General features: G+C 38.0%; 12 protein-coding genes. 10 read left to right on the top strand and 2 right to left on the bottom strand.

Translation table 11 applies throughout. The annotated features are described in order from the left end of the window. The first annotated feature begins 497 nt into the window (after nucleotides 1–497). From hutH to hutG, 4 genes are read left to right on the top strand one after another with little or no spacing between them, the layout of a single operon-like run. Complete coding sequence (gene hutH, locus F7888_RS18165; protein WP_191781967.1) at nucleotides 498–2,030, top strand: histidine ammonia-lyase; 1,533 nt, start codon at nucleotides 498–500, stop codon at nucleotides 2,028–2,030. Then, nucleotides 2,027–3,709, top strand: coding sequence for a urocanate hydratase (gene hutU, locus F7888_RS18160; RefSeq protein ID WP_191781966.1), 1,683 nt, complete (start codon nucleotides 2,027–2,029; stop codon nucleotides 3,707–3,709). Before hutH ends, hutU begins: the two co-directional genes overlap by 4 nt. Continuing rightward, the gene (gene hutI / locus F7888_RS18155; protein ID WP_191781964.1) at nucleotides 3,706–4,968 is read left to right on the top strand and encodes an imidazolonepropionase; all 1,263 of its coding nucleotides are present in this window, start codon (nucleotides 3,706–3,708) and stop codon (nucleotides 4,966–4,968) included. Before hutU ends, hutI begins: the two co-directional genes overlap by 4 nt. After that, the gene (gene hutG, locus F7888_RS18150; protein WP_191781962.1) at nucleotides 4,965–5,921 is read left to right on the top strand and encodes a formimidoylglutamase; all 957 of its coding nucleotides are present in this window, start codon (nucleotides 4,965–4,967) and stop codon (nucleotides 5,919–5,921) included. The genes hutI and hutG overlap by 4 nt, the downstream gene beginning before the upstream one ends. Nucleotides 5,922–5,982: 61 nt before the next feature. On the opposite strand, the gene F7888_RS18145 is transcribed toward hutG, so the two are convergent. Both F7888_RS18145 and F7888_RS18140 read right to left on the bottom strand, forming a co-directional pair. Next, complete coding sequence (locus tag F7888_RS18145; protein ID WP_191781960.1) at nucleotides 5,983–6,693, bottom strand: hypothetical protein; 711 nt, start codon at nucleotides 6,691–6,693, stop codon at nucleotides 5,983–5,985. Between the two features lie 41 nt (nucleotides 6,694–6,734). Next, nucleotides 6,735–7,256 carry a hypothetical protein gene (locus tag F7888_RS18140; RefSeq protein ID WP_191781958.1) on the bottom strand — a complete coding sequence of 174 codons (522 nt, stop codon included), beginning with the start codon at nucleotides 7,254–7,256 and terminating at the stop codon, nucleotides 6,735–6,737. Between the two features lie 187 nt (nucleotides 7,257–7,443). Here F7888_RS18140 and F7888_RS18135 point away from each other — a divergent pair, with 187 nt between their 5' ends. The 6 genes from F7888_RS18135 (at nucleotide 7,444) to adhE (ending at nucleotide 15,123) form a co-directional block, all read left to right on the top strand. Beyond that, nucleotides 7,444–7,815, top strand: coding sequence for a DnaJ family domain-containing protein (locus F7888_RS18135; RefSeq protein WP_191781956.1), 372 nt, complete (start codon nucleotides 7,444–7,446; stop codon nucleotides 7,813–7,815). 215 nt (nucleotides 7,816–8,030) lie between these two features. Then, nucleotides 8,031–9,443, top strand: a complete 1,413-nt coding sequence (treP, locus tag F7888_RS18130; RefSeq protein ID WP_191781954.1) for a PTS system trehalose-specific EIIBC component — start codon at nucleotides 8,031–8,033, stop codon at nucleotides 9,441–9,443. A 77-nt stretch (nucleotides 9,444–9,520) separates the two neighbouring features. Beyond that, nucleotides 9,521–11,188, top strand: coding sequence for an alpha,alpha-phosphotrehalase (treC, locus tag F7888_RS18125; RefSeq protein WP_191781952.1), 1,668 nt, complete (start codon nucleotides 9,521–9,523; stop codon nucleotides 11,186–11,188). Nucleotides 11,189–11,213: 25 nt separating this feature from the next. Next, nucleotides 11,214–11,939, top strand: coding sequence for a trehalose operon repressor (gene treR / locus F7888_RS18120; protein WP_191781950.1), 726 nt, complete (start codon nucleotides 11,214–11,216; stop codon nucleotides 11,937–11,939). A gap of 154 nt (nucleotides 11,940–12,093) precedes the next feature. Next, nucleotides 12,094–12,321: a hypothetical protein gene (locus tag F7888_RS18115; RefSeq protein WP_191781948.1), complete on the top strand. Its 228-nt coding sequence runs from the start codon at nucleotides 12,094–12,096 to the stop codon at nucleotides 12,319–12,321. A 198-nt stretch (nucleotides 12,322–12,519) separates the two neighbouring features. Further along, a complete protein-coding gene (gene adhE, locus F7888_RS18110) occupies nucleotides 12,520–15,123 on the top strand; it encodes a bifunctional acetaldehyde-CoA/alcohol dehydrogenase (RefSeq protein WP_191781946.1) in 2,604 nt (867 codons plus the stop codon). Nucleotides 15,124–15,265: the final 142 nt, after the last annotated feature.

Genomic DNA, 15,265 nt, shown 5'->3' with positions numbered 1-15,265 from the left:
TAGCTAAGAACATATCCCCACATTCCTAAATAAAGAATGATTGTTAGTACATTTACTAAGGCAACACGCTTTTTGTTCAAATATAAAAAAAGGAAAGGACTCAAAAATAGGAGGAGAAATACCAAATTAAAGATAAAATCCACCGAAACATCTTCCTTTCTACAAATCTATTAATAGGATAAATATACCATGTCACCTAAATATTACAAATGGTTATATGTTTGAAAAATGAACTAAATTCTTTAATGTACTACTTTGGTAGATTGATAACTTGTTAAAATATGGAAAATTTTAATTGACAGACAATTTTATCCCCACATACAATGAGAATAAGGTAAGAGAAAAGAAGTAATCATTTCATAGATAATAGGTGATCTAAAATGCGAATGCATGAAAAAAATCTATCTAAAGTAGTTAATAGGGGCTGTATGACAAGCATCAAGTGATGTTCTAGTCATACAGCCCCTTTCTTTATTTTGATAAAGGGGTGAAGCTAGGTGGTTATTTTGACAGGGAATTCATTAACGATGGATGAAATCAAACGCGTATTGTATAAAAAAGAAATCGTTGTTGCTTCGGCAGAAAGTTTGGAGGTCGTCGAGAAGAGCCGTATGGCAGTGGAACAAATTGTGTCCTCTAAAAAAGTAGTTTACGGGATTACTACAGGCTTTGGAAAATTTAGTGATGTTCTGATTGAACAAGAGGATGTGGAGGAATTACAGCTAAATCTCATTCACTCGCATGCTTGTGGGGTGGGTGATCCTTTTCCCGAGGTTGTCGCAAGAGCGATGTTGCTGTTAAGAGCCAATGCCTTATTGAAAGGATATTCAGGTGTCAGACGAGTGGTGGTTGAGCAGCTACTTGATTTACTTAATGCTGAAATTCACCCAGTGATTCCTAGTCAAGGTTCACTGGGTGCAAGTGGAGACTTGGCGCCATTATCACATCTAGCATTAGTGCTGATGGGGGAAGGCGAGGTCATCTACAAGGGTGAAAAAGTGGATGCAGTCACAGCCTTATCAAAAGAAAAAATCTCTCCACTCATTCTAAAAGCAAAGGAAGGGCTAGCTCTTATAAATGGAACACAAGCAATGACAGCGATGGGCGTCGTTGGTTATTTAGAAGCAGAGCAACTAGCTTATCAGAGTGAATTAATCTCCTCAATAACAGTTGAAGGATTAAGGGGAATTATTGATGCCTTTGATGAGGATATTCAGCTCGTTCGGGGCTATCCAGAGCAGGTCGAGGTTGCTAAGAGAATAAGAGAATACTTACATGATAGTCAGCTAACTACTAGGCAGGGTGAACTTCGGGTGCAGGATGCCTATTCATTAAGATGTATCCCACAAGTACATGGTGCATCTTGGCAGGTACTGAATTATGTGAAAGAAAAGCTACAAATTGAAGTCAATGCTGCGACAGATAATCCTCTAATTTTTGATGACGGTCAGAAGGTCATCTCAGGTGGAAATTTTCATGGTCAGCCGATTGCGTTTGCGATGGATTTTCTAAAGGTCGCTATCGCAGAGCTTGCAAATATATCAGAACGAAGGATTGAACGATTAGTGAATCCGCAATTAAATGATTTACCTCCATTCTTAAGTCCGCAGCCAGGACTTCAATCTGGTGCAATGATTATGCAATATTGTGCGGCATCACTAGTATCTGAAAATAAAACATTGGCACACCCAGCAAGTGTTGACTCGATTCCATCCTCAGCCAATCAAGAGGACCATGTCAGCATGGGAACGATTGGTTCAAGACATGCATATCAAATCATTCAAAATGCGAGAAGAGTGATTGCAATAGAACTTATATGTGCATTGCAAGCAACTGAATACCGAGGTGTAGAGAACATGGCAACAAAGACAAAGGGATTTCTACTGGAAGCGCGAAAGATGGTTTCAGCGATTACGAAGGATCGTATTTTTTCTAAGGACATTGAGAAGGTGAACGATTGGTTGAGGAATGTTGATATCACTCCATTAATAAATTCACCTCAAAAAAATGCGAAGGAGGAAAGAAGATGAATAAAAAAACGGGAAGAACAGTAAGAGTTAAGAAGGGTTTAGAGCTTGAGTGTAAGGGCTGGGAACAAGAAGCGGTATTACGTATGCTGTACAACAATTTAGATCCTGAGGTAGCGGAAAAAGGAGAAGAGTTAGTCGTCTATGGCGGAATTGGAAAGGCAGCTAGAAGCTGGGAAGCATTTGATGCCATCGTAGATACGTTAAGAAAGCTTGAAAATGATGAAACGATGTTAATTCAATCTGGGAAGCCGGTTGGAGTGTTCAAAACTCATGAGCGTGCACCTAGAGTGTTACTTTCGAATTCTGTGCTTGTACCTAAATGGGCCAATTGGGAGCATTTCCATGAGCTTGATAAAAAAGGGTTAATCATGTATGGACAAATGACAGCAGGAAGCTGGATTTACATTGGAACCCAAGGGATTTTACAAGGCACCTATGAGACCTTTGCCGCACTGGCGGCAAAGCATTTTAACGGCTCACTGAAGGGGACGATTACTTTAACAGCGGGTTTAGGTGGAATGGGTGGTGCTCAACCACTTGCTGTCACAATGAACGGTGGAGTTGTCATTGCTGTTGAAGTTGACCCAGCAAAAATCCAAAAGCGAATCGATACAAGGTATTGTGACCGAATGACAGATTCAATCGATGAGGCATTGATGTGGGCATATGAAGCGAGGGACAAAGAGGAAGCTCTTTCAATTGGGTTAATAGGAAATGCAGCTGACGTTCATTATGATCTACTTAAACGGAGTGTGGAAATTGATATTGTGACAGACCAAACCTCTGCTCATGATCCACTAAATGGATATATTCCAGTAGGATTTTCACTTGAGGAAGCAGCGAGATTAAGAGAGCTTGAGCCAGAGCAATATGTACAAAAAGCAAAGGAGAGCATGGCTCTACATGTGCAAGCAATGCTAGAGTACAAGAATCGTGGTTCAGTTGTCTTCGACTATGGAAATAACATTCGTCAAGTCGGGCTAGATGAAGGGGTGACGAATGCCTTTGATTTTCCTGGGTTTGTACCGGCTTATATTAGACCGCTATTTTGTGAGGGGAAGGGACCGTTTAGATGGGCAGCTTTGTCAGGAGACCCTAGTGATATTGCACGAACGGATCAATTGATTAAGGAGCTGTTTCCAGAGAATGAAGCATTACTGCGTTGGATCGATATGTCTAGTGAGAAGGTTACATTTCAAGGGCTACCTTCAAGAATTTGCTGGTTAGGATATGGAGAACGAGTGAAAATGGGTCTTGCCATTAATGAGTTAGTTAAAAAAGGGGAATTAAAGGCACCTATCGTAATCGGTCGTGATCATCTGGATTGTGGGTCAGTTGCTTCACCAAATCGGGAGACAGAAGCGATGAAAGATGGAAGTGATGCGGTTGGAGATTGGGCTGTATTGAATGCATTGATTAATACTGCAGCAGGGGGATCATGGATTTCCTTTCATCACGGTGGTGGAGTGGGAATGGGTTATTCTCTTCACGCAGGGATGGTCGTTGTTGCTGATGGAACGGAGCTTGCGCAGGAACGACTAGAGCGGGTGTTAACAACAGATCCTGGAATGGGTGTAATTCGTCATGCGGATGCTGGGTATGAACGTGCGGTACAGGTTGCGAACGAAAATGACATTGTAGTTCCAATGCTAGATGGGAAGGAAGGGGAAAAAGCATGACTACGTTTGATACATTAATTGTAAATATAGGACAGATGTTAACGATGGACCACCAAGGAACTGGTCCGGTTAGAGGAGAACAATTACGAAAGCTACCAATTATTGAGAATGCAGCCATTGGAATAAAAGACGGAAGGATTGCATTTATCGGAACTCATGATGAAGCCCATGAGCTTGCAGCGATAGCAAAAATAGATGCAAAAGGAAAGCTTGTCACACCTGGATTAGTCGACCCTCATACACATCTTGTCTTTGGTGGCTCACGAGAAAATGAACTGGCATTAAAGCAACAGGGAATTCCTTATTTAGAAATCTTAGAGCGTGGTGGAGGCATTCTCTCAACAGTTCAGGCGACAAGAGAAGCAAGTGAAGAGCAATTATTGGAAAAAGCCAGGTTGCACTTAGATCGAATACTGAGTTACGGGATCACCACTGTAGAAGCAAAAAGTGGGTATGGTTTAGATCATGAGACAGAGCTTAAACAGCTTAGAGTTGTTAAGAAATTAAATGAAACTCACCCTATTGACCTTGTGTCAACGTTTCTTGGCGCGCACGCCATTCCAGAGGAGTATAAGGGAAGGGCGACTGAATTTTTAATTTTCATGGAGCAACTGCTTGCTCAAATTAAAGAAGAGGAATTAGCTGAGTTTGTAGATGTTTTTTGTGAAACGGGTGTTTTCTCAGTTGAGCAATCACGAGCATTTTTAACGACTGCTAAGGAAAATGGGTTTGATGTGAAAATCCATGCTGACGAAATTGATCCTTTAGGTGGGACAGAACTGGCAGTTGAGCTAGAGGCAATTAGTGGTGATCATCTTGTTGGGACATCTGATGAGGGTATCCAAAGGTTAGCAGAATCAAACACGATGGCTGTGTTATTACCTGGAACTTCATTCTACTTAGGGAAGGAGAAAAATGCCCGTGCAAGAGAAATGATTGATGCTGGAGTAGCAGTCGCCTTATCAACAGACTTTAATCCAGGTAGTTCACCAACTGAAAACCTTCAATTGATTATGTCATTAGCGGCACTGAAGCTGAAAATGACCCCAGAGGAGATTTGGTACGCTGTCACTGTTAATGCGGCATACGCGATTAAACGAGAGAGTGTAGCTGGGAAGATTAAACTAAACCGCCCTGCGGATGTGGTGATTTGGGATGCACCTAACTATTCCTATATTCCTTATCATTATGGAGTAAACCATGTGAATACAGTGCTCAAGCAAGGTAAGGTTGTATTTAAAAGGGGGAGTCAGGGGTGACTTCCTTTGAATATGTCAAAAAGCCGGGTACTCCTTTTCATGATCGACATGTGACAAAAGCAGAGAAAATCTTCGTTCCATATGAAGAAACTCATCGTCAGCAGCAAAAAGTCGGACTGATTGGGGCACCATTATCCAAGTCATCGATAAGTCACTCTGGAGCAGCTTTTGCACCTAGTACTATTCGCAGAATGTTCCAAGCTTACACGAATTACTCCGTTGAAGATGCTCGAAATCTTCCTATAGAGTCTGTCGTAGATTATGGTGATATTGTCATGCATGCAACAGATATTCTAGAATCACAAAAACGGATTAGAGAATCGATTGAAGAAATCTTGCAGCAAAATCAAGTGGAGCAATTATTTATCCTTGGTGGAGACCATTCGATTAGTTATCCAGCGATATCCGCTTTTTCTATGTCAAAGACAGTAGGTGTCATCCAATTTGATGCCCATCATGATTTGCGTAATCTAGAGGATGGAGGACCAACAAATGGTACCCCTTTTCGCAGCTTAATCGAGAATAAGCGAATTCAGGGAGAACATCTAATTCAAATTGGAATCCGTGATTTTATGAATAGTGAAGCGTACTCCAAATATGCGAAGGAACAGGGGATTACAGTGTTCACGATGAAAGACGTCCAAGACCATTCAATCGAAAAAATTGTTCAGGATTCGATGAGCTACCTTGAGGAGAAAAAGGTGGATCTGATCTATGTATCGGTTGATATGGATGTGTTAGATCAAGCCTTTGCACCAGGATGTCCAGCCATTGGTCCTGGAGGTATGGATAGTCATTCATTGATAAAAGCATTTGAACTGTTAGCCTCAAACCCACTTGTGAAAGCTATGGACATCGTTGAAATCGATCCAACCATCGATTTTCGTGATATGACAAGTAAAATCGCAGCATGGCTTATTCTATCATTTTTAAAGAGAAGTTTTATGATTTAATTAATATTAAGAATATATTAATAATTGTTATGACATATAAGAAAAGCATAGGTGGGGAATTTCAAATTTTAGATAAGTTAGCCCCACCAAAAAATAAAACTGTATTTTCAAGTACATTACAAATAAGAGTATCATAAACGTGTGAAAGAACTCTCACTCCAAAATTATTTAATAGCTCTTTTTCAAAATAAATATCGTTAGATTTAATAATATATGACCTAGGATAACACTCTGAAAAGAATTCAATAAAATCTCTTGCTTGTAATAATTCATAATCATTTAATGGATGTATCATATTGCGATTTAATAGAAAAAGAGTGCCAAGGTTAGGATTAACATTTATTGATTGATGGTAATTAACTCTTGGATTTGGTGTTAGATATAAGGAACTAATAAATTTGTTGATTTTATTTATAGAATCGAGGTGGTTAAACAATTGAAGAGATTCATGCTTTGGTTTCATAAATTGTATTTTAACCAGAATGTTTCCACTTTTAATATTTTGAACTTTATTGAAATGTGAAGCAAATGTATATAAGCGTTCAATACCATAGTTATCAAAGTTTGAGATAGCTTGGACAAAATTCTTACCTTCGAATAGATAAGGAAGTACAAGAAGTAATTGTTCAATGTTAGATAATGTAGAGGGTGGTGTTCTCACTTTAGTTGCATCAAAAGTTTCTATAGTTGAGTTGAAATATGGATCAAAGAATTCATTTGAAGGTAAAAGATCTTCTGTTTTTTTTATAGTTTTTATTGTCCATTTGTCCATTACCTTTCGCTCCTCATTATTATTGGAATTTAAGTATTATCTTATTTACTTCCCATCCAGAAATTTGCTGACCAAAGGCTTTTAACATATGTAGGAGAGTCGCCAGATGTATTTAGATAACCATTTGCTACAGCTCTATAAAGGATTGGATCTGTGCTTTTTGCTAGACTAAAGTCGGCTTGATCATGAAAAGTATAAGGTGCAGGATTATCATCGTGGTTCATTGCTCTTGATTGAACTTTAGTTCTGTTACCAAAATTATCAATTCTGTAAACGTCTACAGTAATATGTCCCGAATAAATCATTAGAGTAGATTGTAAAGTAATATCGCAAGTTGCTACAGTACTAGTTCCTACCTGTTTACATGTTAATAATCCTCCTCCAACTAGATACTGAGGTGTAATCTCAACATTATCAGTATTCTCGATTATTTCATTATTAACCTTATTTATTTCTTCTTTTAGTTCGTTTTGGGTATCAGTGTTAGCATGTGTATAACCGGAAAAAAATGTTGAAGAAAAAAATAATATTAAAGTAAATAAATAAACCTTCTTATTTTTCATTATATTCACCCCTTTCTTAATTATTTAAATTCATCATACTATTAGAAAACTGCGATATAAACTTAATATTATATAAAATAACTATATGAGTTCTTAGTAAGCTTAAAACTGTAAATAACTGTGAAAATGAAGTAAAATAAGATAAAAGACTTCTAAAGTACCTACTCTATAAAAAGGAGAGGATAGGATGGATTTTTCACAGATTGTTTCAGAGGACAAGATACGTAGGGCCTATGAAAATGGGGAATTCGATAATTTGCCCGGTTATGGGAAAAAGTTGAAGCATGAAGATTTATCAGCGATTCCACAAGAGCTTCGTATGGCATACAAAATTATGAAAAATGCTGGTGTCATCAATGAGGAAACAGAGCTTCGAAAAGAATTACTAACGATTGAAGACTTAATTGATAAATGTCACGACGATGAGCAAAGAGTGCTGTTGAATGAAAAACTTACTCAGAAAAAAATAAGATTAAATCAAGTGATGAAGAATCGAAAAGGATCCAATTCATCCATCTTTAAAAACTATGAAACAAAAGTAAATGATAAATTTCGTTAAAAAAGAGGAGCCGATTAGGTTCCTCTTTTTATGACTGCTTAAAAAAATTGTCGAAAAAACTGTTGACTAACTTGTATATACAAGTTAGAGTGAAAATACAAGATGTATATACAAGTGGTGCGATAGAATAAAATGAAAGCGATTGACGGAAAATGATGTTATTATCGCTGATTTTCTTCGAGCGCTTAGTAGACATCAATCTGGAGGGTTGAGAAATGAGTAATAATCGAGAAGTAGCACAGCAAATAATCGATGCAATCGGAGGCAAAGACAATATTTCTGCGGCCACACATTGTGTGACGAGATTGCGTCTAGCCTTAAATGATGAATCACAGGTAAACAAAGAAGCATTAGAAAATATCGACCTAGTAAAAGGATCATTTTCAACAAACGGTCAGTTTCAAGTCGTCATTGGACAAGGAACTGTTGATAAAGTATATGCAGAGTTAGTTGATCTAACAGGAATTGGTGAGTCATCAAAGCAAGAGCTAAAGGATGCAGCAGAGAAGAACTTGAATCCTTTGCAAAGAGCGATAAAAGTATTAGCTGATATTTTCATCCCAATTTTACCAGCAATCGTTACAGCCGGTTTATTAATGGGGATTAACAACATTCTAACAGGAGCCGGAATCTTTTATGATGAAGCATCTGTTATTGATATGCACCCACAATGGGCTGATTTCGCAAGCATTATTAATTTAATAGCTAATACCGCCTTTGTGTTCCTACCAGGTCTAATCGGTTGGTCCGCAGTGAAGAAGTTTGGTGGTAGTGAGCTCCTCGGAATGGTGCTTGGTTTAATGCTAGTTCACCCAGATTTACTTAATGCTTGGGGTTATGGATCAGCAGAGGAAGTTCCTGTTTGGCATTTATTCGGGTTAGATATACAAAAAGTTGGATATCAAGGTCAAGTTTTACCAGTATTAGTAGCATCATATGTGTTAGCGAAGATTGAAATGTTTTTACGTAAACGCATTCCTGATGCGTTCCAGTTATTATTAGTTGCACCTATTGCACTATTAGTAACAGGCTTTGCTTCATTCATTTTAATCGGACCAGTTACGTTCACTGTTGGTGGCTGGATTACGACAGCTGTTGTTTCAGTCTTTGAAGCTGTTCCATTATTAGGTGGATTAATCTATGGTGCCCTTTATGCACCACTTGTTATTACAGGTATGCATCATACGTTCTTAGCAGTAGATCTACAATTAATTGGTGATCCAAAGGTATTAGGGACATTCTTATGGCCAATTCTTGCACTATCAAATATTGCTCAAGGATCTGCAGCTCTAGCTGTGATGGTTGCAGCAAAGGATGAGAAGTTAAAAGGACTTGCGATGACATCGACTGTATCTGCCTATTTAGGGATTACAGAACCAGCGATGTTTGGTGTAAATCTGCGTTTCCGTTACCCATTTATCGCTGCAGTCATCGGTACAGCCATTGCTGGAATGTTCATTGCAGTTAATGGTGTTAAGGCTCCGTCAATCGGTGTTGGTGGATTACCAGGATTCTTATCGATTTATCCACAGTTCTGGGGAGTATTCTTTATCGGAATGGGAATTGTACTTATAGTACCTTTCGTATTAACCTTACTCTTATCAAAATTCAAACGTGCAAAAGCTTAATACAACATCATGAGGCTGGCTCATTTATGAGTCATCCTCATTCGCATTTAAAATGAAAATCGGTGGTGGCGTGAAAGATGAAACAACCTTGGTGGAAAAAAGCAGTCGTATATCAAATTTACCCGAAAAGCTTCAACGACACATCTGGAAATGGTGTAGGGGACTTACAGGGAATCATTCAAAAGCTCGATTATCTAAAAGAACTAGGGGTCGACGTCATTTGGCTTACTCCTATCTATAAATCTCCACAAAAAGATAATGGCTACGATATAAGCGATTATTATAATATCCATGAAGAGTATGGAACACTTGAGGACTTTGAAACACTTCTTGCAGAATCACACAAACGTGGCATCAAATTGATCATGGATATCGTTGTAAACCACACATCCACAGAGCATGAGTGGTTTAAGCAAGCAGTGCAATCAAAGGACAATCCATTTCGCGATTTCTATATTTGGAAGGATAAGCCAACAAATTGGGAATCAAAGTTCGGAGGATCTGCTTGGGAATACGATGAAACAACAGGTCAATACTATCTCCATTTATTTGACGTCACTCAAGCTGACTTGAACTGGGAAAATGAACAGCTCCGCGGGAAATTATATGAGATGATGACATACTGGTTTGAAAAAGGAGTCGATGGTTTCAGACTAGATGTCATCAACCTAATCAGTAAAGATCAAGACTACCCTGATGATGACGGCACAATTGCACCTGGTGATGGAAGAAGATTCTACACTGATGGACCAAGAGTTCATGAATTTATGAAGGAAATGAACCAAGAGGTATTCTCTAAATATGATAGTATGACCGTGGGAGAAATGTCTTCAACAACGATTGATCATTGTATTAAATATACGAATCCAGAAAGCAAAGAGCTGAGCATGACGTTCAATTTCCATCATCTAAAAGTTGATTACAAGGATGGAGATAAATGGTCGCTTGTTGACTTTGACTTCCAAGCCTTGAAGAAAATTCTTTCAACATGGCAGGTTGAAATGAACAAGGGCGGCGGCTGGAATGCATTATTCTGGTGTAACCATGACCAACCTAGAATTGTCTCAAGATATGGAAACGATAAGGAATACTTAAAGGAATCTGCAAAAATGCTTGCGACAACAGTTCATATGATGCAGGGAACTCCTTACATTTATCAAGGTGAGGAATTTGGGATGACAAACCCAAATTTCGATGATATTTCAGAGTACCGTGATGTGGAATCATTAAATATCTATGAGATCAAGGCAGAACAGGGAATGAGTAAGACTGATATTATCGACATTCTGAAAAGCAAGTCTAGAGATAACTCTAGAACCCCAGTTCAATGGAATGACGAGCCACACGCAGGTTTTACAAACGGAACTCCTTGGATCAATGTCGCATCTAATTATAAAGAAATTAATGCAGAGAATGCCCTCAAGGATCAAGATTCTGTATTTTATCATTATCAAAGCCTAATTAAGCTTCGTAAAGAATATGACATCATTACAGATGGAGATTATCAGTTATTAGTTGAAGATCATCCTGACGTTTTTGCCTATATTCGCAATGGAAATGATGAGAAACTCTTAGTTGTGAACAATTTCTACGGGGAGCAGACAGAGTTTGAACTACCAGAAGGTATAGAGCTAGACGGCTATCAATCAGAAATATTACTATCTAATTACTCAAATTCACCAACAGATGTGAACAAAATAAGCCTACGTCCATATGAATCGATTATTTATCATCTAAAAAAATAGTGCTACAATAGATTCGGTGGTAAATATGAGAGAAAATAAATACCTTACAATTTACAATGAACTTGCTGAACAAATTCAATCTGGAAGAATTGCTGCAAAGACAAAACTCCCTTCTGAACATGAATTAGCTGAAGTCTACTCGACATCCAGAGAAACGATCAGAAAAGCACTTACCTTATTATCACAGAATGGTCTAATTCAAAAAATTAAAGGAAAAGGCTCGATCGTACTTGATGTAAATAAATTCAGCTTTCCGGTATCAGGCTTAGTTAGTTTTAAAGAAGTTTCAGAAACAATTGGTAAAACATCAAATACTATTGTTCATGAATTTGGCTTAGTGAAACCAGATGAGTTCATCAAAAAGCAATTAAATGTAACAAGTAAGGATGAGGTATGGAAGGTCGTTCGAGCTAGAGAGATTGATGGAGAGCGAATCATCCTAGATAAGGATTATTTTAATAAGAAATACATTCCCTATTTATCAAAGGAGATTTGTGAAGGCTCCATCTATGCCTATCTTGAAGATGAAATCAAGCTTACAATAAGTTTTGCAAAAAAAGAAATTGTCGTCGAGGATTGTACACCTGAGGATGAGAAGTATTTAGATTTAAAGGAGTACAAGCATATTGTTGTTGTGAAAAATTATGTGTACCTAGATGATGCAACGTTATTTCAGTATACTGAATCCAGACATCGACTTGATAAATTTCGATTTATTGACTTTGCAAGAAGAGAACAGAAGAATTCGTAAACAGTAAGAGCCTCGAAGCAACAGAAGATTGCTTGCAGAGGCTCTTTTATGTTTCATAAATTGTTCATTATTAGTACCTTTATCAAGGTGAATAGATGCTATAATAATAAGTGTAGAAGGTAAGAAAAGATATTCAAAGAGGGAGGATTCAAATATGATCTTATGCGAATGGAAAGACTTTTCAACCGACACTGAAACTTATTCTCGAAAAGACTTTGAAGGGCTAGTTGGTGATACATTCGAAGCAATGATGATTGAAGAAGGGCAAGCGATCCCCACGACTATATGGACAACAAACTTTGTCTGCTTACTTAAACAGAATACTAGAATGTACAATGATATTTCAATTACTAAAATCCTAAGAAACCCAGTTTGTGGTTAATTTTATTACTCAAACATGCTCGATGTTTCACAAACTGTTCACACACAAATGAAAAATCAAGCCTTATAATGTAAACATGGAAGTTGCAACAAGATAAATATTTTTTTTGAACAAACATGTGAAAATAATTACAAACTTGCAACACGTTTTTATTTTTAATTAAACATGTGAAATATTTCACAAATAGGAGGGTTTAAAATGGCAGTAGAAGAGAAAGAGATAAAAATACAAAACGAAGTCCAAACAATGATTGATTCATTAGTAGAAAAAGGACAAAAGGCATTAAAGCAATTTCTAGAATTTGATCAAGAAACCATTGATCAAATCGTGAAAGAAATGGCGTTAGCTGGATTAAATCAACATATGCCACTTGCAAAACTAGCAGTTGAAGAAACCAAGCGTGGTGTATTCGAAGATAAGGTCATTAAGAATATCTTCTCAACAGAATATATTTATAACAACATTAAATATGATAAAACTGTTGGAATCATTGATGAGAACGATTATGAAGGTGTCATTCAGATTGCAGAACCTGTTGGTGTTGTAGCAGGAGTTACACCAGTTACAAACCCAACATCAACTACAATGTTCAAAGCTCTTGTTGCAATTAAAACAAGAAACCCAATCATCTTCGCGTTCCATCCATCTGCTCAAAAATGTAGCAGTGAAGCAGCAAGAGTATTAAGAGATGCAGCAGTGAAGCACGGTGCTCCAGCTGACTGTATTCAATGGATTGAAGTACCATCAATTGAAGCAACGAAATTATTAATGAATCATTCTGGCATTGCTCTAGTATTAGCAACAGGTGGAGCGGCGATGGTGAAATCAGCTTATAGCACTGGTAAGCCAGCATTAGGAGTTGGTCCAGGAAACGTACCTTGTTATATTGAAAAAACAGCGATTGTGAAGCGTGCAGTAAACGATCTGATCCTATCAAAGACATTTGATAATGGAATGATTTGTGCATCTGAGCAGGCTGTAATTATAGATAAAGAAATTTATGATGAAGTAAAAGCAGAGCTAATTGATAAAGGCTGCTACTTCTTATCTGCTGAAGAAACGAAAAAAGTGTCAGCGCTTGTAATTAGAGAAGACACTTGTGCTGTAAATGCTGATATCGTAGGTAAACCAGCCTATGAAATCGCGAAAATGGCTGGAGTTCAGGTGCCAGTTGATGCGAAGATCTTAATTGCCGAGTTGCAAGGTGTAGGAGCACAATATCCACTTTCAAGAGAGAAATTAAGCCCAGTACTAGCTTGCTATAAAGTAAATAGCACGAAAGAAGGCTTACAGCGTGCCGAAGAAATGCTAGAGTTCGGTGGACTAGGTCACTCAGCGGTGATTCACTCAACAAATGAAGACGTTCAAAAAGCATTTGCTCTTAAAATGAAAGCTTGCCGTATCATCGTGAATGCTCCATCTTCTCAAGGGGCAATTGGTGACATCTACAATGCATTCTTACCATCTCTCACACTTGGTTGTGGTTCATATGGTAAAAACTCTGTTTCTCAAAACGTTGGTGCAATTCATCTATTAAATATCAAAAGAATGGCGAGAAGGAATAATAATATGCAATGGTTCAAGGTTCCACCAAAAATCTATTTCGAGAAAAATTCAACTCAATATCTAGCAAAAATGCCTAATATCTCTAGAGCGTTCATTGTTACGGATCCGGGAATGGTGAAGCTTGGATATGTAGATAAAGTCACACATTACCTACGCCAACGCCCTGATATGGTTCATGTCGAAGTTTTCTCTGATGTTGAGCCAGATCCATCAATTGATACAGTCATGAAGGGTGCAGAAGCGATGTCTGCTTTCCAGCCAGATGTGATTATTGCCCTTGGTGGAGGATCAGCAATGGATGCAGCAAAAGGGATGTGGTTATTCTATGAACATCCTGATGCCGACTTCTTTGGACTGAAGCAAAAGTTCTTAGACATTCGTAAGCGGGTAGTTAAATATCCGAAGCTAGGTGAGAAAACTCAGTTTGTTGCGATTCCAACAACGTCTGGAACTGGTTCAGAAGTAACTTCTTTCTCAGTTATCACAGACAAAGTAAATAATATAAAATATCCATTAGCTGATTACGAGCTAACACCAGATGTAGCTATTATTGATCCACAATTTGTGATGACCGTTCCAAAGGTGATTACTGCTGATACTGGAATGGATGTATTAACCCATGCATTTGAAGCATATGTGTCAATCATGGCAAATGATTATACAGATGGATTAGCGATGAAAGCTATTCAACTCGTATTTGAATATTTACCACGTGCATATCGTGATGGCAGTGATGCAATTGCACGTGAGAAAATGCATAATGCCTCAACTATTGCTGGTATGGCATTTGCAAATGCATTTCTTGGAATTAACCATAGCTTAGCTCATAAGCTAGGAGCAGAGTTCCATATTGCACATGGGCGTTCAAACACAATCCTAATGCCACATGTTATCCGTTATAATGCGACAAAGCCAAAGAAATTTGCTTCATTCCCTAAGTATGAACACTTTGTTGCAGACCAGCGCTATGCAGAGATTGCTAGAACACTAGGATTACCTGCTAGAACAACAGAAGAAGGGGTTGAAAGCTTAATACATGCGGTTATTCAACTAGCAAAAGAGCTTGAAATACCGATGAGTATTGAAGCAAACGGAGTAACTAAGAAAGCTTTTGAGGATAAAGTAGACTATTTAGCAGAGCGTGCATTCGAAGATCAATGTACAACAGCCAATCCTAAGCTACCATTAGTAACAGAACTAGCAGAAATCTATCGTCAAGCTTTCAAGGGTGTTTAAAAGTTAGAAAGTAAAAGCCAGAGGGATGAAATCTAAGTAGTTCAGTTTTTGTGGAGAAACATTGAAAATAGCATATGGATTAGCATCCATTTTAGCACAGTTAATAGCATCTATATTTTCGTTGGTAGTACAATGATTTTAA

The sequence above is a fragment of the Litchfieldia stipae genome (assembly GCF_014837155.1).
Classification (GTDB): Bacteria; Bacillota; Bacilli; order Bacillales; family Bacillaceae_L; genus Litchfieldia.
The sequence above is the reverse complement of the archived record's forward strand: the minus strand, read 5'-3'. Positions and strand labels throughout refer to the sequence as shown.